Raw genomic sequence first — 17,522 nt, forward strand, 5'->3', positions numbered from 1 at the left:
TCCTGATATGAGCCCCGTCCTCGCCGGTGTGCTCCAGCTGCTCGCGCTGATAGCGGCGCTGGCCCTGGCATACCGACCGCTCGGCGACTACATGGCCCGGGTCTACTCCTCCGACAAGCACCTGCGTGTCGAGAAGTGGATCTACAAGGGCATCGGTGCCAACCCGAACACCGAGATGCGCTGGCCCGCCTATCTGCGCGGCGTCCTCGCCTTCTCCGCGGTGAGTGTTCTCTTCCTGTATCTGCTGCAGCGCGTGCAGGGCAGCCTGCCCGGCTCGCTGGGCTTCTCCTCGATCGACCCCGACCAGGCGTTCAACACCGCCGCCTCCTTCGTGTCGAATACCAACTGGCAGTCGTACTACGGCGAACAGGCCATGGGTCACGTTGTGCAGACCGGCGGGCTGGCGGTGCAGAACTTCCTGTCCGCCGCGGTCGGGATCGCCGTCGCGGTGGCTCTGGTGCGCGGCTTCGCCCGCTCGAGGACCGGGGAACTGGGCAACTTCTGGGCTGACATGGTGCGCGGTGTCGTCCGCATCCTGCTGCCGCTCTCAGTGGTCGCCGCGATCGTGCTGGTCGCCTGCGGCGTGATCCAGAACTTCTCCGGGATCCACTCCGTGGGCCAGTTCATGGGCGGCTCGCAGGAGTGGAACGGCGGCGCGGTCGCCTCACAGGAGGCCATCAAAGAGGTGGGCACCAACGGCGGCGGCTACTTCAACGCCAACAGCGCGCATCCCTTCGAGAACCCCAACGCGTTTTCTAACCTCTTCGAGATCTTCCTGATCCTGCTGATCCCGTTCGCGCTGACGCGGACCTTCGGCCAGATGGTCGGCTCGCTGCGGCAGGGTTACGCGATCCTCGCCACGATGGCGACCATCTGGGTCGGCTTCATCTGCCTGATGTGGTGGACCGAGTTCGCCCACCACGGGCCGGCGTTCGAGATCGCCGGCGGGGCGATGGAGGGCAAGGAGACCCGCTTCGGCATCGGCGCCTCGTCGATCTTCTCGATCTCCACGACGCTCACCTCGACCGGTGCGGTGGACTCCTTCCACTCGTCCAACACAGGTCTTGGCGGCGGGCTGAACCTGCTGGGCATGCAGCTCGGCGAGATCGCGCCCGGCGGTGTCGGCTCCGGCCTCTACGGCATGCTGATCATGGCGGTCATCGCGGTGTTCATCGCCGGCCTGATGGTCGGCCGCACCCCCGAGTACCTGGGCAAGAAGATCGGCACGAGCCAGATCAAGCTGGCGGCCTGCTACATCCTCATCACCCCGGCACTGGTGCTCATCTTCACCGCCGCGGCGATGGCGCTGCCCACCCCGCCGCACTCCATGCTGAACACCGGCGCGCACGGTTTCTCCGAGATCCTGTACGCGTACACCTCGGGTGCCAACAACAACGGCTCGGCCTTCGCCGGTCTGAACGCGGACACGCAGTGGTTCAACACCACGATCGGCATCGCGATGCTCCTCGGGCGTTTCCTGCCGATGGTGTTCGTCCTCGCGCTGGCCGGTTCGCTGGCCGAGCAGACGCCGGTCCCGGCCACCGCGGGCACACTGCGCACCGAGAAACCGCTGTTCACCGGCCTGTTGGTGGGCGCGATCCTGATCATCACCGGTCTGACCTACTTCCCGGCCCTGGCACTGGGACCGCTGGCCGAGGGGCTGGCGTCATGACCACCGACGTAACGAATCAAGAGGACTCGATGTCCACCTCGACTCCGACACTCGCTCCCCACCAGGACGCACCGACCGGCCACAAGACCGGCGAAGGCCGGGTCGGCGCGGGTCTCTTCGACCCCAAGCAGCTGCTCAGGTCGCTGCCGGACGCTCTCCGCAAGACCGACCCGCGGGTGATGGTCAAGTCACCCGTCATGTTCGTCGTGCTGGTCGGGTCCGTACTGACGACGGTGTTCTCGTTCAAGGACCCGGGCGACTGGTTCGGCTGGGCGATCAGTGTCTGGCTCTGGCTGACCGTGATATTCGCCAACCTGGCGGAAGCGGTGGCCGAGGGGCGCGGCAAAGCCCAGGCCGACACCCTGCGCAAGGCCAAGACCGACACGGTGGCCCGCCGGCTGTCCAAGGACAGCGGGGCCGAGGAGCAGGTGCCCGGCACCGAGCTGACCATCGGTGACCTCGTCGTCTGCGAGGCGGGCGACATCATCCCCGGCGACGGTGACGTCGTCGAGGGCGTGGCGTCCGTGGACGAATCGGCGATCACCGGTGAGTCGGCCCCGGTCATCCGGGAGTCCGGCGGCGACCGCTCGGCCGTCACCGGCGGTACAAAGGTGCTGTCCGACCGCATCGTCATCAAGATCACCACGAAGCCGGGCGAGACCTTCATCGACCGGATGATCAACCTGGTCGAGGGCGCGGCACGCCAGAAGACGCCCAACGAGATCGCGCTGAACATCCTGCTCGCCTCGCTGACGATCGTCTTCCTGCTCGCGGTGGCCACCCTGCCGCCGTTCGCGGACTACGCGGGCACGCATCTGACCATGGTCGTGCTGGTGGCCCTGCTGGTCTGCCTGATCCCGACCACGATCGGGGCGCTGCTCTCCGCGATTGGCATCGCGGGCATGGACCGGCTGGTGCAGCGCAACGTCCTGGCCATGTCGGGCCGGGCCGTCGAGGCCGCCGGCGACGTGTCGACGCTGCTGCTCGACAAGACCGGCACCATCACGCTCGGCAACCGGCAGGCCGCCGAATTCGTACCCGTACGTGGCACGACCGAGGCCGAGCTGGCGGATGCCGCCCAGCTGTCGTCGCTGGCAGACGAGACGCCCGAGGGCCGCTCCATCGTCGTACTGGCGAAGGAGAAGTACGGGCTGCGCGAGCGTCACCAGGGCGAACTGTCGCAGGCCGAGTGGATCGCCTTCACCGCCCAGACCCGTATGTCGGGCGTGGACGTCGACGGACGCAAGATCCGCAAGGGCGCGGCCGGTTCCGTCATCACATGGGTGAAGGAGCAGGGCGGCACGGTCGCCGAGGACGCCGATATCCTCGCCAACCGGATCTCGGAGGCGGGCGGCACCCCGCTGCTGGTCGCCGTCGAGGACGACAAGGGCGCCCGCGTCCTCGGGGTGATCCACCTCAAGGACGTCGTCAAGGAGGGCATGCGCGAGCGGTTCGACGAACTGCGCCGCATGGGCATCAAGACCGTCATGATCACAGGCGACAACCCGCTGACCGCCAAGGCGATCGCGGACGAGGCCGGCGTCGACGACTTCCTCGCGGAGGCCACCCCCGAGGACAAGATGGCCCTCATCAAGCGAGAGCAGGCGGGCGGCAAGCTCGTCGCCATGACCGGCGACGGCACGAACGACGCACCCGCGCTCGCGCAGGCCGACGTCGGCGTCGCGATGAACACGGGCACGTCGGCCGCCAAGGAGGCCGGCAACATGGTCGACCTCGACTCCAACCCGACCAAGCTCATCGAGATCGTCGAGATCGGCAAGCAACTCCTCATCACCCGGGGCGCGTTGACGACCTTCTCGATCGCCAACGACGTCGCGAAGTACTTCGCGATCATCCCGGCGCTGTTCGCAGCGGTCTACCCGGGCCTGAACAAGCTCAACATCATGAACCTGTCCTCGCCCGACTCCGCGATCCTCTCCGCGGTCATCTTCAACGCGCTGATCATCATCGCGCTCGTACCGCTCGCCCTGCGCGGCGTGCAGTACCGCCCGGTCAGCGCGGACAAGATGCTCCGCCGCAACCTCGGCATCTACGGCCTGGGCGGGCTGATAGCCCCCTTCATCGGCATCAAGATCATCGACCTGCTCATCTCCCTCATCCCCGGGATCGGCTGACCGCCATGAACAACTCGGTTACGAACACTGCCCGGTTGCTCTGGGCCGGGCTACGCGCCCTTCTCGTACTCACCGTGGTGACCGGCATCCTCTACCCGCTGGCCATCACCGGCGTCGCCCAGGGGATCTTCCCGGACAAGGCGAACGGCTCCGAGATCACGATGGACGGCAAGGTCGCCGGCTCCTCACTCATCGGCCAGGCGTACAACCTGCCGCTCAAGAAGGGCCAGGAAACCCCCGAGCCCGACCTGAAGTGGTTCCAGGGGCGCCCGCAGAACGGACTGGGCACCAACAGCGTCAACACCCAGTACAAACTGATCCTGTCCGGCGCCACCAACCGCTCCGGTGACAACGCCGACCTGATCAAGTGGGTCAAGGACGCCAAGGCGGCGGTCATCAAGGACAACTCGACCTCGGACTACAAGGTCAAGGCGTCCGACGTGCCCGCCGACGCGGTCACCTCCTCGGGCTCCGGCCTGGACCCGGACATCTCCCCGCCGTACGCCGACATCCAGGTCCACCGGATCGCCGAGAAGAACGGCCTGTCCGTCGCCCAGGTTCAGAAACTCGTGGACGAGCACACCGACGGCCGCATCCTCGGCTTCATGGGCGAGCCCACCGTCAACGTCCTTGAACTCAACATCGCGCTCAAGGAACTCGTGGCCAGGAGCTGATGGCCTTACGCGACCCGGGCAGGAGTCGGCGGGCCTGGAGGCATTCCCGATCCGCCAACTCCAACGGCCACGACATGGGTTCCGCATCCTCTGGCTCTCCGTGCAACAGGAAAGGCGCACACCGATGACCCGGGTACTGGTCGTAGAGGACGACCCCCAGCTCGTACGGGCGCTCGTGATCAACATGCAGGCACGGCAGTACGGCGTCGACGCGGCCCCCGACGGCGCCACCGCGCTCCGGCTCGCCGCCGCCCGCCAGCCCGATGTGGTCCTCCTCGATCTGGGGCTGCCGGACATGGACGGCACGGAGGTCATCAAGGCCCTGCGCGGCTGGACCAAGGTCCCGATCCTGGTGCTGTCCGCCCGCCGGGCCTCCGACGAGAAGATCGCCGCGCTCGACGCGGGCGCCGATGACTACATCACCAAGCCGTTCAGCATGGACGAACTCCTGGCCCGGCTGCGCGCCGCGGTCCGCCGCACCGAAACCGTGCCGCTCGCTCCCGAGACCACGCTGGTCACCACGGACGACTTCACCATCGACCTGCTGGCCAAGAAGGCCATCCGTGCCGGCCGCGATGTGCGCCTCACCCCCACCGAGTGGCATCTGCTGGAAATCCTGGTCTGCAACCCCGGCCGGCTCATCACGCAGAAGCACCTGCTGCAGGAGGTGTGGGGTGCCGCCCAGAGCAACAAAACCAACTATCTGCGCGTGTACATGGCCCAGCTGCGGCGCAAGCTGGAGGCGGACCCGGCCCACCCCCGCTACCTGATCACCGAACCGGGCATGGGCTACCGCTTCGAGAGCTGACCCGCTCCCGACCGTTATCACCGCATACGTACTACGACGTAGAGACGAGACCATGGCACGCGGCAAGTTTCGGATATACCTCGGCGCGGCACCGGGCGTCGGCAAGACGTACGCGATGCTGTCCGAGGCGCACCGCCGTGTCGAGCGGGGCACCGACTGCGTGGTCGCCTTCCTGGAACACCACAACCGGCCTCGCACCGAAGTCATGCTCCACGGCCTGGAACAGATCCCCCGTAAAGAGCTGGAATACCGGGGGAGCGTCTTCACCGAGATGGATGTCGACGCAGTCCTGGCCCGGCACCCCCAGGTGGCTCTCGTCGACGAACTAGCCCACACCAACATCCCCGGCTCCCGCAACGCCAAGCGCTGGCAGGACGTCGAGGAACTGCTCGCGGCCGGGATCGACGTCATCTCGACCGTCAACATCCAGCATCTGGAGTCGCTCGGGGACACGGTCGAGTCGATCACCGGGGTGCGGCAGCAGGAGACCGTCCCAGACGAGGTCGTCCGGCGGGCGGACCAGATCGAGCTGGTCGACATGTCGCCGCAGGCGCTGCGTCGGCGGATGGCGCACGGCAACATCTACAAGGCCGACAAGGTCGACGCGGCCCTGTCCAACTACTTCCGCCCGGGCAATCTGACCGCGCTGCGCGAGCTGGCGCTGCTCTGGGTGGCCGACCGGGTCGACGCGTATCTGACCGAGTACCGCAGCGAACACCGGGTGTCGAAGATCTGGGGCTCGCGGGAGCGGATCGTGGTCGGTCTGACCGGCGGCCCCGAGGGCCGCACCCTGATCCGCCGCGCCGCCCGGCTCGCCGAGAAGGGCGCCGGCGGCGAAGTGCTGGCCGTCTACATCGCCCGCAGCGACGGACTGACCAACGCCTCGCCCAAGGAGCTGGCCGTCCAGCGCACCCTGGTGGAGGACCTGGGCGGCACCTTCCACCACGTCATCGGTGACGACGTCTCCTCCGCTCTGCTGGACTTCGCGCGGGGGGTCAACGCCACCCAGATAGTCCTCGGCGTCTCGCGACGCAGGGGATGGCAGTACGTCTTCGGGCCCGGTGTCGGCGCCACGGTCGCCCGGGAGTCGGGCCCCGACCTCGACGTCCACCTGATCACCCACGACGAGGTGGGCAAGGGCCGCGGGTTGCCGGTTGCGCGAGGTGCGCGGCTCGGCCGTCCACGGATCATCTGGGGCTGGCTGGCCGGGGTGGTCGGCCCGACGCTGCTCACGCTTCTGCTGACCAACGTCGACGCCGAACTCGGTCTCGCCAACGACATGCTGCTGTTCCTGACGCTGACCGTGGCGGCGGCCCTGCTCGGCGGCCTGCTCCCGGCGCTGGCCTCGGCGGCCTTCGGGTCGTTTCTGCTGAACTACTACTTCACCCCGCCCCTGCACCGCCTCACCATCGCCGATCCCAAGAACATCGTCGCCCTCGTGGTTTTCTTCGCCGTGGCGGTATCGGTGGCCTCCGTGGTGGACCTGGCCGCCCGGCGTACGCACCAGGCGGCCCGGCTGCGCGCCGAGTCGGAGATCCTCTCCTTCCTGGCGGGCAGCGTCCTGCGCGGCGAGACCAGCCTGGAGGCCCTGCTGGAGCGGATGCGGGAGACCTTCGGCATGGAGTCGGTCGCCCTGCTGGAGCGGGAAAGCGACGTGGCCCCGTGGACCTGCGCGGGCAGCGTGGGCCCACAGCCCTGCCAGTACCCCGAGGAAGCGGACGTGGACATGCCGGTCGGCGACCACATGGCGCTCGCGCTGTCCGGCAGAGTGCTGCCCGCCTCCGACCGCCGGATCCTCGCCGCGTTCGCCGCCCAGGCCGCCGTGGTCCTGGACCGCCAGCGCCTGCAGTCCGAGGCCGACCAGGCCAAGGAACTCGCCGAGGGCAACCGCATCCGCACCGCCCTGCTCGCCGCCGTCAGCCACGACCTGCGCACCCCGCTCGCCGGCATCAAGGCCGCGGTCACCTCCCTGCGCTCGGACGACGTCGAATGGTCGCAGGAGGACCAGGCCGAACTCCTGGAGGCCATCGAGGAGGGCGCCGACCGCCTCGACCACCTGGTGGGCAACCTTCTCGACATGTCCCGGCTGCAGACCGGCACCGTCGCCCCGCTGATCCGCGAGATCGACCTCGACGAGGTGGTGCCCATGGCGCTGGGCGGCGTACCCGAGGACAGCGTGGAGCTGGACATCCCGGAGACCTTGCCGATGGTCGCCGTCGACCCGGGCCTGCTGGAGCGGTCGGTGGCCAACCTGGTCGAGAACGCGGTCAAGTACAGCCCCGCCGGCGAGCGCGTCCTGGTGGCTGCCAGCGCCATGGCCGACCGGGTGGAGGTACGGGTGGTGGACCGCGGCCCGGGCGTCCCGGACGAGGCCAAGGACCGCATCTTCGAGCCGTTCCAGCGCTACGGCGACGCCCCGGGCGGCGCCGGCGTCGGTTTGGGCCTTGCGGTCGCCCGCGGCTTCGCCGAAGCCATGGGCGGCACCCTCGACGCCGAGGACACCCCCGGCGGCGGCCTCACCATGGTCCTCACCGTCCCGGCCGCGTCCGACCGCCGACCGCTCCCCTCCGGCCTTCCGGCGACCGCCACCTCCTAGCGACGTCAACATCCAGTCAGTACAGGCCAGTACGGGGTGGGAGTCCCTCAGGGGCATCGTGTCCGAGTGGAAGCGGGTATGGCCCCCATTTCACGTGTGGTCGGTGGGAGAGCGCTCCACCCCGTCAGCGAAGGCCGATCGGCACTCCAGCATGCTGCGGGTGGCCGGCTCCCTGATCACCAACCACCGCGCCTACGACCTGATGCGGATGTTCAGCCGCGAGGGGCACCTGACGCCGTTGGGGCAGGCGTTCGACGAGTACGGGCGCACCGCCAAGACCCGCACCTGCTGCCGTCGTCGATCCCGTGGACGACACTCCACAACCTCTGCCACGGCAAGCAGGGCACCATCCGCCAGGCATACCGGGAGGGGATGGAGGACCAGCTGAGCGGTCAGCTTCTCGCCTGGGAGGCTGGTGTGCCGGAGTACGGCGACGCCGCCGCCGTACGGATGATCGCGCCGGCCGAACGGCTGCGGGTGGGGGTGCGATTTCCAGCCGACGATGTCGGCGTCCCGGGCCCGGCGGGCGCCCGAGGACGCGGACGGGGCGGCGTACGCCGACGCGGTGTCGGAGTACGCCGCCCTCGGGCGGGACGAGTTGCGGGAGGCAGCCCGCGCGGTTGTCTCGGCTACTTCGGGTCGCGGTTGAAGACCGCCTTCGACCAGTAGTAGCCGATTACCGCGAGACCGAGGCACCAGACAGTGGCGAGCCACCCGTTGTGGCCGATCTCGGTGCCGAGCAGCAGGCCGCGCAAGGTCTCGATGGCCGGCGTGAACGGCTGGTACTCGGCGATCGGCTGGAACCAGCCCGGCATCGCGTCGATCGGGACGAAGGCGCTCGAGATGAACGGCAGGAAGATCAGCGGCAGGGCGTTGTTGCTGGCCGCCTCGGCGTTCGGGCTGACCAGGCCCATTCCGATGGCGATCCAGGTGAGCGCCAGGGCGACCAGCACGAGCACCCCGAACGCCGCCAGCCACTCCAAGGCCGTGGCGTTGGTGGACCGGAAGCCGATGGCCACCGCGACGGCGCCCACGAGGACCACGCTCATGACCGACTGCAGCACGCTGCCGATGACGTGCCCGATGAGCACCGAGCCGCGGTGGATCGCCAGGGTGCGGAAGCGGGCGATGATGCCCTCGCTCATGTCCATGGAAACGGACACTGCGGTCCCGACCACGGTGCCGCCGATGGTCATCATCAGGATGCCCGGGACGAGGTAGGCGATGTACTCGGAGCGGTCGGCGCCGCCGCCACCGATGCCGGCGCTCATCACGTCGCCGAAGATGTAGACGAAGAGCAGCAGCAGGACGACTGGCGTGAGCAGCAGGTTCAGGGTGAGGGACGGGTAGCGCCGCGCGTGCAGGAGGTTGCGGCGCAGCATCGTGTTCGAGTCGCGGACGGCAAGGGAGAGGGCGCTCATCGGACGTTCTCCTTGGGCTGGTTGGGCTGGTTGGGGACGTTGGTGCCGTCGGTCAGGGCGAAGAACACGTCGTCGAGGTCGGGGGTGTGCACGGTCAGCTCGTCCGCCTCGATGCCGGCCGAGTCCAGCCAGTCGAGGAGGGAGCACAGCTCGCGCTGGCTGCCGCCGCTGGGGATCTGCAGCGCCAGCACCTCGTCGTCCCGAGTCACCTCGCGCAGAGCGGAGGCGGCCGACTGGTACGCGGACGGGTCGGAGAAGCGCAGCCGCACGTGCCCGCCCGGGATGAGCCGCTTCAGCTCCTCGGCACTCCCCTCGGCGGCGATCTTGCCGTCGTTCAGCACCGCTATGCAGTCGGCGAGCTCGTCGGCCTCCTCTAAGTACTGGGTGGTGAGGAAGACGGTGACGCCGTCGGAGACGAGCTCACGGATGATCTGCCACATGTTGTGGCGGGAGCGGGGGTCGAGTCCGGTGGTCGGCTCGTCGAGGAAGATGATCCGCGGATCGCCGACCAGGGTCATGGCGAGGTCGAGGCGGCGCTTCATGCCGCCGGAGTAGGTGGAGGCGGGCTTCTTAGCGGCCTCCACCAGGTCGAAGCGCTCCAGGAGTTCGGCGGCGGTGCGGCGCCCCTCGGGCTTGGGCAGGTGGTGCAGGTCCGCCATGAGGAGCATGTTCTCCTCGCCGGTGATCAGGCCGTCGACGGCGGAGAACTGCCCGGTGACGCCGATCGCGGCCCGAACCGCCTGCGGGTCGGTGGCCAGGTCGTGGCCGCCGACGTGCAGCTCGCCGGCGTCGGCGGTGATGAGGGTGGAGAGGATCTTCACGGCCGTGGTCTTGCCGGCGCCGTTCGGCCCAAGCAGCGCGAACACGGACCCGGCCGGGATGCGCAGATCGATGCCGTCGAGGACGGTCTTGTCGCCGTACGACTTGCGCAGACCGACGGCGGAGACGGCGGCCGGGGACAGCTGACCATCCCCCTGCTTGGTCGTGGGCATGACAAATGAAGGCATGGAGCCCTCCCATTCGAAGGGTGAAGTGACTGGGGTGAGGGGGCGAGTTGCGGGGCCGGTGCTCAGACTTTGGCACGGAGGACGTCGATGTTGCCCCAGTTGGTCCGTGCGCGGACCTTGACGGTGTCCTCGGTCTGCTCCGGGGCCTCGGACGTGGCGAGCGCGTTGCGTACCTGCCCGCGGTTGGAGCTGACGTCGAGCCAGGCGGCGGTACCTTCGCGGATGCCGACCTCGATGGAGCCGTTGGAGGTCTCCAACTGGACGGTGCCGCGAGCGACTTCGGCGACGCGAAGGAGGCCGTTGGTGGTGGTGCCGGTGACCGACGCCTCGGCGCGTGCAATGTCGATGGCGCCGTTGGCGCCGTTCACCCGCAGCTCGCCGGTGACGGCGCCGACGGTCGTGGCACCATGCGAGTTCTTCAGGACGGCGGGGCCGTCGACGAGGCCGACGCGCACGTCGCCAGTGCTGCTGGTGATCTCGGCCAGGCCCTCGACCCGGTCGACGATGGTCGAACCGTGCGACACCTTCAGTTGCAGCGGGCCGGTGGCTTCGAGGCGGACGTCGCCGGCCGAGCTCTTCACGCGGACCTCGCCGAGCCGGCCCTCGCCGAGCACCCTGGCCGCGGCACCGGTCACGTCGATGTTCGAGCCCGTGGGCAGTTCCACCGTCACGTCGACGGTGCCGCCGCGCCCGAGCAGATTGGCCTTGGGCGTGGTGACGGTCAGGACGCCGCTCGCGTAGGCGACCTCGGTCTGGTCGGCCGTCCGTACGTCCAGGTCCTTCTTCGGGTCGCGAGGACGCACCTCGACGACGGTGTCGAGGCGGTCGCCCGCGGTGAACTGGATGGAACCGGCGTACACGTAGGCGGTGACCGAAATCGGTTCGGGAGTGTCGAAAGAAGGCATGGCTGTCCCGTCCTCTTGAGTCTTCAGGTCGTCCCCGCTGGTGGGACGTGGTGTGGGTGAAGTGATGTGGGCGGGGACGCGGCTAGCGCACCCAGCCCGTGATGCTCCGTCCGACGGTCTGGGCCTTCTCCGTCGCACGCGGCCGGGTGGCGCCGTCGACCGCGGCTGACACGGTGCGGACCAGCCACGCGTTGACCGACAGGCCCTCGCGGGCCGCGGCTTCCTCGGCGCGCGCCTTGAGGTGGGCCGGCAGCCGCAGATTGACGCGGGCGGTGCCGCCCTCGTCGCCGTCGGCCGGGGCCGGGGTGTTGAGCGGTTCGACGGGCGCGGCCGGTTCCGCGGGGGCGCCGCCGTAGGTGGGCGGCGGTGTCACCACGAAGTCGGGGTCGAGCCCGCGCAGCCGTACGTCGACCGAGCCGGGGGCGAGCTCGCGGGTGATCTCGTCCATCGCGGCGGAGAGCACGTTGAGCATGGTCAGCCGGGTCGCCGACTCCAGGGGAGCGGTGAGCCTCTCGGCCAGCTCGCGGGCTTCGTCGCCACCGGCTTCGGCGGCCACCGCGAGTTCGCGGCGGAGGGTGTCGACATACGGGGTGAGATCCATAACGCCATAATGGCACCATGATGGCGCCATACGCAAGTCTGGGTGGCATCTTATGTGGGGTGAGGTCGAGAGTGGCTGTCTGAACTGCGAAAACAGGAAGGGATGACCTGAGTCATTGTGGCGCCATGCGTGCTCATGGGCCACTTTGGAGGGCGGGATAGCGCCGGATGGCGCTGAGTGACGCCACTCGGCACCATGGAGTGAGTTGGCAACAGCAGATGCCGATTCCGGGCACCGTCTCGATCAGTATGTCCCCACCGCTTCCTCGTCGAGTCCCCGACCGGCTTGCTCCTGGTCCTCCAGCCTCGGGTTCTCGCCCGGGCATGCCCCTGCCGGACAATAAGGGGAGAATAGCCACCGCAATTGACCTATCCAGGCCATCGCTTGGGAACTCCAGGCCACCTCATGGTGCGGCCTCTCGCCGAGATCCACCAGCAAACGTGCCCCGGGTGCCCGACCACCCCTGAACCGTCAGCAGAGACATGGGGCTTGGGACGAGAACCGATAGCCTGCATGCAGAAAGTGCCTTCCGCTTGGACCGACAGAACCCCTCGACAAGGTTCATCGTCCCAGCTCAGAAGGCACTTTCGCGTTTCCATCCCACTTCCGTCCTCACCCCAAGCGAAACGGTGAGGCTAGGAGCTGTGCTGCCTGGAGTTGGGTGTCGGTGATGTCCACGCACACCACCTGGTAGGGGGCACAGATTCCCCTGTCGATGGCCTCCGAGAGCGTCAAAGTGAACGCCCTGCTGCCGAACGGCGAGTTGGGGTCGTCTTCCATCGAGGCCACCAGTTCACCCGGCGCGCCCTGCTCGGAGTCCTCGTCGAGCTGCCACAGCCGCGGCGTGGCGGTCATGTACAGGCGGCGCAGTGCGGGGATGCGGGTGTTGTCGTGGACGACGGCCCACGGCTTCCCGATCCTGCCCGAAACCCTGTGCGCCTCGTCCACGACGATCAAGCTCCACCCCGGAAGGCCCCCCTGATGGGCCCGCTCCAGTGTGCCCAGACCGAGCGAGGCGTACGTGGCGAACACGGTCACCTTGTCGAACGGCCGCACCCAGGCGACCAGCTCGTCCACGTCCGTGGTGTTCGGGAAGCCCGCATCCTCCCCCTCGCAGGGACGACACCCCGATCATCGGGCCGCTACGACCGCCCTCGCGCCACGCGGTCTCGGTCTGGGCGAGCAGATCCAGCGAGGGCACGAGCACGAGCACACGGCCCGCGCGGAGCTCCTCCGCGCTCCGGGTGGCCACGAGGGTCTTCCCGGTTCCGGTCGCCATGATCACCTGAGTACGAAGTCCACGCTCGGGCACAGTCGATCTTGCAGGCAATTCGAGCGCACGGAGTACTGCGTCCACGGCTTCTCGCTGGTGAGGACGGAGCTCCTTCGCTGCCATTTCGATCTGCCTTCTCCTAAGTAGGGCTTGGCCATCTTCCCATGTGCATGCGTGTCTACTGCTCCATGAAGTGTCGTTGGACCTGGTGTGACACCTGAGGAGATGGCCTCGGGCCGAGAGGATCTGCAGGCGTTCGCGGCGGACTTGTTCGATGGGTTCTTCCGTGCGGATCAGCGGCGGTGGGGGCAGGCGTATTGGCGCGGGCTGCTGCTGGACGGGCGGCGCAAGTCGGTGCAACCGATGCCGGCTCGGTTGGGTGAGGACGGCAACCGGCAGGCGCTGGCCTACTTCGTCACCTCCAGCCTGCGGATGTGCGGGGCCCGGCTGGCCTGGAGGATGCAGGACGGCGTGGGGCGTGGAAGCGTTGATCGTGGATGGCACCGGCTTTTTGTAGGACGGGGATGGTTCGGCTTCTGCGTCGCGGCAGTACACCGGCACCGCGGGCAAGGTCACCACATGAGGCGTCTTCCTGCACCTGGCCAGTGACCGTGCCTCCGCGGCCGTCAAGTGGCGGCCGTTCCTGCCGGCATCCTGGGATCCCCACGCGGGAGGCCGATGCGGACAAGATCGCCCGCCGTGGCCGCTGCCAGATCCCCGCCCACGCCGGTCATGTCGAGAAGTGGCAGCCGGCCCTGGACATGATCGACGAGGCCCGGTCATGGGGCGTCGATCGACTACGCGGGCGTCCGAAAGATCTGGGCGGACCGGGGCTTCGCTGGCCGCCTGGTCGACTGGACCGCCCAAATCATCGGACGTGGGTTGGACATCGTCCCGCTGTCTGGATGGGGCGGCGCCTGATTCCTCGGATGTACAGCTCGGAGCGTGGGGGGCCCGACCATGGTCTGGCCCTCCACGCTCCCGATGCCTAGCGCCGGACGGCGTGCAGTGGTGGGTGGTCCGCCACGCTCTCGCACATTCGACAGCTGAGAGGGGCACCACCCGCACGCACCCGCGTTGTCGATCTTCACTCCTGCGCGATCGGTGCTCGGGGATTGCGGGTTGGCTGCGGATGCATCGCTCGGCGTCAAGCGACATCTGTCGCTGTTCAGCGGGCTGGGCGGATCATCACGGTGAGGACGGGCGAGGCCACTGATGGCTGGCTCTGCCCGATGTCCTCGTACCCCCACGACTTGTAGAGCGCCTGGACCTTTCCATCCCCAGCGGCGGGGTTGACCATGAGGGTGACGAAGGGTTCGTCACGTGTGGCGAGGAGGGCGTCGTGGATACGCCGGGCGGTGCCGGTCTTCCGCCAGGCCGGCCGGACGCCGATCTCCTTCAGGGCAACGGCCGGTCGCTGGGTGTACTTCTCCGGCGGGGCCGGGCTGATGCGTTGCCAGTACCGGTCGCCGTGCTCGATGGTGTTGCCGTAGGCGTAGCCGACCGGATGCTTGCCCGCGTACGCGAGGACCGCCGCGAATCCCGGCTCGGTGCTGTGCCGGTCCAGGCGTTCGCCGAACGCGGTGACCGCGTAGTTCGGCAGGTGGAGGAGCGGGGCGCGCACTTCGGCGTAAACGTCGAGGAGATCGCCGCGGGCGGTGTCGAGGGTGGTGAAGGTGCGCAGTTCGATGGCGGGAGCCGTGGTCATGCGGCCATCCTCCAGGTGGCGGCGTGCTCGGTCCAGGTCTGCACGCTGGAGTTGCCCGGCGCGGTGGCGCGCAGCGCGGCCCCGAACTCCTGCAGCATGCGCGTGACCCGGGCGTGCTGGGTAGCGGCCTCAGCGGGGACCTTCATCGCGGTGGCCGTGGCAGCTTCGGGGGCACCCTGGGCGAGCTGGGCGTGCGCGAGCCGGGTCGTGGTGATGGCCCGGGAGCGGATCATGTGGGGCCGGAGGGCGGACAGGCAACGGTGGGCGTGGTACTCGGCGGTCGAGTAGTCGCCGAGCGCCAAGTGCGCTGACAGGGCCAGGGCGTCCAGTTCGGCCTGGTCGTAGAAGGCGAGCATCCACACCGGCCGGTAGTCGGCGGGGTCGGCGCGCAGCATGGCGTCCTGCGCCTGCTCGAACGCTCGGCGGGTGCCGGTGCGGTCCTGGGCCGCGCCGTGGATGGCGCCATGGCGGGCCAGGCCGAGGGAGGCGAACAGAGGGTCTCGGCGGGTGAGGTGCAGGTTGCGGGCGACGTCGTTGGCGGCGAACGCGTCTGCGGGACGGCCCATGTGCCGGTACATGGTGCCTGCGTGGCTCCAGATGCGGAACTTGATCGCCTGATCGCCGGACATCTCGGCGAGGGCCTGGGCCTCACGCATGTGTGCCTTGGCGATGTCGTAGCGGCGGCCGTCGATGGCAGCCCACATCGCTGAGGAACGGAATGCCGCTGCGGAGGCGTAGAGGCTGCTGCGTACCCGTTGGCTGGCGCTGCCGGCGTTCTGGAGATTCAGGGCCTCGTCGGCGAGCGCGGCGGCCCGCTGCTCGATGCCGAGTTGGCCGCCATGGCGGTGGTCGCTGGCGATGATCTCGGCGAAGCGCTTCTGGAGACGGTCGACGTCGCTCATGCCGATGCGGCGCGGGGATGCGGTGCCGGGAGCGGCGGCTGCCGCGGCGGTTGCCGCCGCGATCCCGCCGACGAGGGTACGGCGCTTCATGTCGGGGTCCTCCTGCTGCGATGGGGCTGGGGTGGACGGAGTCCGGCCCCGTGGCACGAACCCTAGAGCGATGGCGGGCAGGCCGCTGACGTCCTCAAGTACCTTGCGGGTAGCCGATTTGGGCCACGTGACCCGGCCTGATTTCCAGTCCCGGACCGATGAACCGTCGAGGCCGCCATGTCTTCCGGTCAGTTCCTCTAAGGCCCTGTTCACAGCGTCAGCAAGGCTGTTGGAGCTGTAGCCGTGTTCGGCCATCCACGCCTCAAGAACGGTGTTGCGCGTGGTGTCCATGTCCGCACGGTAGCCCTCACCTCCCCTGACCCGCCAGGTAAAGAGAAGGTCAAATCACCCTAGGTCCTTCGGATGGACGGACGGTCGATCGCCCTAATCACCTTGCGCAGGGAGGGAGTTGTCTTGGTGTCGGCCTCCCGCCACGCCCACCGTGCGGGCGGCTGTTGACGGCCCGGCCCGCCCCTGAGGTTCCCCCGCGGGGGTGGGCCGGGCGCCGAGACGACGCGAAGGCTCAACCCAATGACGAGTCTCATTAAGCCAGTTCAGGCCGCCCCCACCGGCCACCCCGCCTACAGCCAGACCTTCCCGTGCGAGCCGTCCACGGCCAAAACCGGCCGCAGGCTCGTCCGTGACGTCCTCGGCGTATGGCACCTCGACAACCTTGCCGACGTCGCCGCGCTGATCATCTCGGAGCTGATCGCGAACGCCGTCAGGCACACCCCGTGCGACTCGATCCGCCTGACTATTGGGCGGCCGAGCGCGACACGGGTGCGCGTTGGGGTGGTGGACCGGGCGCCATCGCGCAAGCCGGTGCTCGGGCAGGTCGGGGAAGACGACGAGTCAGGCCGTGGCCTGCTCCTGATCGACGGCATCGCCGACCGCTGGGGCTATGACCTGCACGGCCCGGACGAGCGCCCACGGTGCAAAGAGGTCTGGGCCGAACTCTTCATGAAGGGCGACGAGTGAAGCCGGCCGCGGCGACCCCACCCGTGCCGGACGTCGCTCGCCTACGTCCCCGCCAGCAGATGGCCATGGAGTGCGCACGCTGCGCCCGGTACCTGGGAGCGAGCGGCGAGATCTTGGGCGATGTACGTCATCGGGGCCTGCTGTTCCGGCTTTGGGTGTGTGGGCCCACCTGCCGGTCGCCCACCCCTGGCCCGTGGACGGGAGCTGAGACATGACCCTCCGCGTGCATGAGCACTGGGTCACCGGTGACTGCTGGCTCGGGTGCGAGCGCACCGGAGTGCCCGTGATCTGGCTCGGCCCACTGCAGTGGGACGGGCAGCACGCCCCGGTCCACGCCTGCAAGCCGTGCCTCGCCCGGCTCAAGGCTCAGGCGCTCGCCTACTTCATGGAGCGGCGGCCGGCTGCCGTCTGACCAGACTCCCGCTTCCGGCCGTGCGGGACTGTGCCGTACGGCCGGAGGCGGGCACCACCGCACAACAACATCCCAACCACTCAGAGGAGTTGGCATGACACGCAGCACCGTAGTACCGAGCAGCACTCATGTGAGCCAGCAGACCCCGAGGACGTCGGACGGCTTCGACCTGGACGTGTCCCTCGTCGAGGTCGCCGACCCTGCGGGTCTGGTCAACCTGACCGACGACAACTGCGGAACCACCTGCGGCGCCTGCACCACCAACGTCGCCTGACCTGAGGCTTCTCGTCGCTCCGGGTTGGTGCTGCCGCGCCCTGTGGCGTGGCGGCACCAGCCGCCC

Annotated in this window: 16 protein-coding genes and 2 pseudogenes; 10 read left to right on the top strand and 8 right to left on the bottom strand. The window is 68.7% G+C overall.

What is annotated here, in order from left to right:
• Positions 1-7: 7 nt before the first annotated feature.
• From kdpA to ACFWWR_RS33685, 6 genes and pseudogenes are all read left to right on the top strand, one after another.
• The gene (gene kdpA / locus ACFWWR_RS33660) at positions 8-1,672 is read left to right on the top strand and encodes a potassium-transporting ATPase subunit KdpA (protein WP_383872166.1); all 1,665 of its coding nucleotides are present in this window, start codon (positions 8-10) and stop codon (positions 1,670-1,672) included.
• Positions 1,669-3,807 (top strand): potassium-transporting ATPase subunit KdpB, encoded by a 2,139-nt coding sequence (kdpB, locus tag ACFWWR_RS33665; RefSeq protein WP_383872171.1) that lies wholly within the window; start codon positions 1,669-1,671, stop codon positions 3,805-3,807. Before kdpA ends, kdpB begins: the two co-directional genes overlap by 4 nt.
• Positions 3,808-3,812: 5 nt before the next feature.
• Positions 3,813-4,481, top strand: coding sequence for a potassium-transporting ATPase subunit C (locus tag ACFWWR_RS33670; RefSeq protein ID WP_383872173.1), 669 nt, complete (start codon positions 3,813-3,815; stop codon positions 4,479-4,481).
• A 124-nt stretch (positions 4,482-4,605) separates the two neighbouring features.
• Positions 4,606-5,289, top strand: coding sequence for a response regulator (locus ACFWWR_RS33675; protein WP_384307268.1), 684 nt, complete (start codon positions 4,606-4,608; stop codon positions 5,287-5,289).
• Between the two features lie 52 nt (positions 5,290-5,341).
• Positions 5,342-7,885, top strand: a complete 2,544-nt coding sequence (locus ACFWWR_RS33680; RefSeq protein ID WP_383872178.1) for an ATP-binding protein — start codon at positions 5,342-5,344, stop codon at positions 7,883-7,885.
• A gap of 151 nt (positions 7,886-8,036) precedes the next feature.
• Positions 8,037-8,534 (top strand): annotated as a pseudogene (locus tag ACFWWR_RS33685) (hypothetical protein); the annotation flags it as partial.
• Here the strand turns inward: ACFWWR_RS33685 and ACFWWR_RS33690 are convergent.
• From ACFWWR_RS33690 to ACFWWR_RS33715, 6 genes and pseudogenes are all read right to left on the bottom strand, one after another.
• On the bottom strand, positions 8,515-9,306 hold the full coding sequence (locus ACFWWR_RS33690) for an ABC transporter permease (RefSeq protein ID WP_383872181.1): 792 nt from the start codon (positions 9,304-9,306) through the stop codon (positions 8,515-8,517). The pseudogene ACFWWR_RS33685 and the gene ACFWWR_RS33690 overlap by 20 nt on opposite strands.
• On the bottom strand, positions 9,303-10,313 hold the full coding sequence (locus ACFWWR_RS33695; RefSeq protein WP_383872183.1) for an ATP-binding cassette domain-containing protein: 1,011 nt from the start codon (positions 10,311-10,313) through the stop codon (positions 9,303-9,305). The genes ACFWWR_RS33690 and ACFWWR_RS33695 overlap by 4 nt, the downstream gene beginning before the upstream one ends.
• 62 nt (positions 10,314-10,375) lie before the next feature.
• Positions 10,376-11,218: a DUF4097 domain-containing protein gene (locus tag ACFWWR_RS33700; RefSeq protein WP_383872186.1), complete on the bottom strand. Its 843-nt coding sequence runs from the start codon at positions 11,216-11,218 to the stop codon at positions 10,376-10,378.
• 82 nt (positions 11,219-11,300) lie between these two features.
• A complete protein-coding gene (locus ACFWWR_RS33705; protein WP_383872188.1) occupies positions 11,301-11,819 on the bottom strand; it encodes a toxin-antitoxin system HicB family antitoxin in 519 nt (172 codons plus the stop codon).
• A 612-nt stretch (positions 11,820-12,431) separates the two neighbouring features.
• Complete coding sequence (locus tag ACFWWR_RS33710) at positions 12,432-12,896, bottom strand: hypothetical protein (protein WP_383872277.1); 465 nt, start codon at positions 12,894-12,896, stop codon at positions 12,432-12,434.
• Between the two features lie 136 nt (positions 12,897-13,032).
• Positions 13,033-13,215, bottom strand: a pseudogene (locus tag ACFWWR_RS33715) (DEAD/DEAH box helicase family protein); the annotation flags it as partial.
• A gap of 102 nt (positions 13,216-13,317) precedes the next feature.
• Here ACFWWR_RS33715 and ACFWWR_RS33720 point away from each other — a divergent pair.
• Positions 13,318-13,701: a transposase gene (locus ACFWWR_RS33720; RefSeq protein WP_383872268.1), complete on the top strand. Its 384-nt coding sequence runs from the start codon at positions 13,318-13,320 to the stop codon at positions 13,699-13,701.
• A 559-nt stretch (positions 13,702-14,260) separates the two neighbouring features.
• Here the strand turns inward: ACFWWR_RS33720 and ACFWWR_RS33725 are convergent.
• Together ACFWWR_RS33725 and ACFWWR_RS33730 are read right to left on the bottom strand one after the other, a co-directional pair.
• Positions 14,261-14,800 (bottom strand): GNAT family N-acetyltransferase, encoded by a 540-nt coding sequence (locus tag ACFWWR_RS33725; protein ID WP_384307270.1) that lies wholly within the window; start codon positions 14,798-14,800, stop codon positions 14,261-14,263.
• Positions 14,797-16,083: an XRE family transcriptional regulator gene (locus ACFWWR_RS33730; protein ID WP_384307273.1), complete on the bottom strand. Its 1,287-nt coding sequence runs from the start codon at positions 16,081-16,083 to the stop codon at positions 14,797-14,799. Before ACFWWR_RS33730 ends, ACFWWR_RS33725 begins: the two co-directional genes overlap by 4 nt.
• 240 nt (positions 16,084-16,323) lie before the next feature.
• Here ACFWWR_RS33730 and ACFWWR_RS33735 point away from each other — a divergent pair, with 240 nt between their 5' ends.
• The 3 genes from ACFWWR_RS33735 (at position 16,324) to ACFWWR_RS33745 (ending at position 17,456) form a co-directional block, all read left to right on the top strand.
• A complete protein-coding gene (locus ACFWWR_RS33735; protein ID WP_383872196.1) occupies positions 16,324-16,770 on the top strand; it encodes an ATP-binding protein in 447 nt (148 codons plus the stop codon).
• Positions 16,771-16,981: 211 nt separating this feature from the next.
• Complete coding sequence (locus tag ACFWWR_RS33740) at positions 16,982-17,182, top strand: hypothetical protein (RefSeq protein ID WP_383872199.1); 201 nt, start codon at positions 16,982-16,984, stop codon at positions 17,180-17,182.
• Between the two features lie 94 nt (positions 17,183-17,276).
• A complete protein-coding gene (locus tag ACFWWR_RS33745) occupies positions 17,277-17,456 on the top strand; it encodes an FxLD family lanthipeptide (protein WP_030661977.1) in 180 nt (59 codons plus the stop codon).
• The last annotated feature ends 66 nt before the right edge of the window (positions 17,457-17,522 follow it).

This window comes from Streptomyces sp. NPDC058678, assembly GCF_042714835.1.
Classification (GTDB): domain Bacteria; phylum Actinomycetota; class Actinomycetes; order Streptomycetales; family Streptomycetaceae; genus Streptomyces.

Bases quoted from the DNA above. Each gene is read 5' to 3' on its own strand.
- kdpA (WP_383872166.1), top strand. From the start codon at position 8: ATGAGCCCCGTCCTCGCCGGTGTGCTCCAGCTGCTCGCGCTGATAGCG.
- kdpB (WP_383872171.1), top strand. From the start codon at position 1,669: ATGACCACCGACGTAACGAATCAAGAGGACTCGATGTCCACCTCGACT.
- ACFWWR_RS33670 (WP_383872173.1), top strand. From the start codon at position 3,813: ATGAACAACTCGGTTACGAACACTGCCCGGTTGCTCTGGGCCGGGCTA.
- ACFWWR_RS33675 (WP_384307268.1), top strand. From the start codon at position 4,606: ATGACCCGGGTACTGGTCGTAGAGGACGACCCCCAGCTCGTACGGGCG.
- ACFWWR_RS33680 (WP_383872178.1), top strand. From the start codon at position 5,342: ATGGCACGCGGCAAGTTTCGGATATACCTCGGCGCGGCACCGGGCGTC.
- ACFWWR_RS33690 (WP_383872181.1), bottom strand. From the start codon at position 9,306: ATGAGCGCCCTCTCCCTTGCCGTCCGCGACTCGAACACGATGCTGCGC.
- ACFWWR_RS33695 (WP_383872183.1), bottom strand. From the start codon at position 10,313: ATGCCTTCATTTGTCATGCCCACGACCAAGCAGGGGGATGGTCAGCTG.
- ACFWWR_RS33700 (WP_383872186.1), bottom strand. From the start codon at position 11,218: ATGCCTTCTTTCGACACTCCCGAACCGATTTCGGTCACCGCCTACGTG.
- ACFWWR_RS33705 (WP_383872188.1), bottom strand. From the start codon at position 11,819: ATGGATCTCACCCCGTATGTCGACACCCTCCGCCGCGAACTCGCGGTG.
- ACFWWR_RS33720 (WP_383872268.1), top strand. From the start codon at position 13,318: ATGGCCTCGGGCCGAGAGGATCTGCAGGCGTTCGCGGCGGACTTGTTC.
- ACFWWR_RS33725 (WP_384307270.1), bottom strand. From the start codon at position 14,800: ATGACCACGGCTCCCGCCATCGAACTGCGCACCTTCACCACCCTCGAC.
- ACFWWR_RS33730 (WP_384307273.1), bottom strand. From the start codon at position 16,083: ATGGACACCACGCGCAACACCGTTCTTGAGGCGTGGATGGCCGAACAC.
- ACFWWR_RS33735 (WP_383872196.1), top strand. From the start codon at position 16,324: ATGACGAGTCTCATTAAGCCAGTTCAGGCCGCCCCCACCGGCCACCCC.
- ACFWWR_RS33740 (WP_383872199.1), top strand. From the start codon at position 16,982: ATGACCCTCCGCGTGCATGAGCACTGGGTCACCGGTGACTGCTGGCTC.
- ACFWWR_RS33745 (WP_030661977.1), top strand. From the start codon at position 17,277: ATGACACGCAGCACCGTAGTACCGAGCAGCACTCATGTGAGCCAGCAG.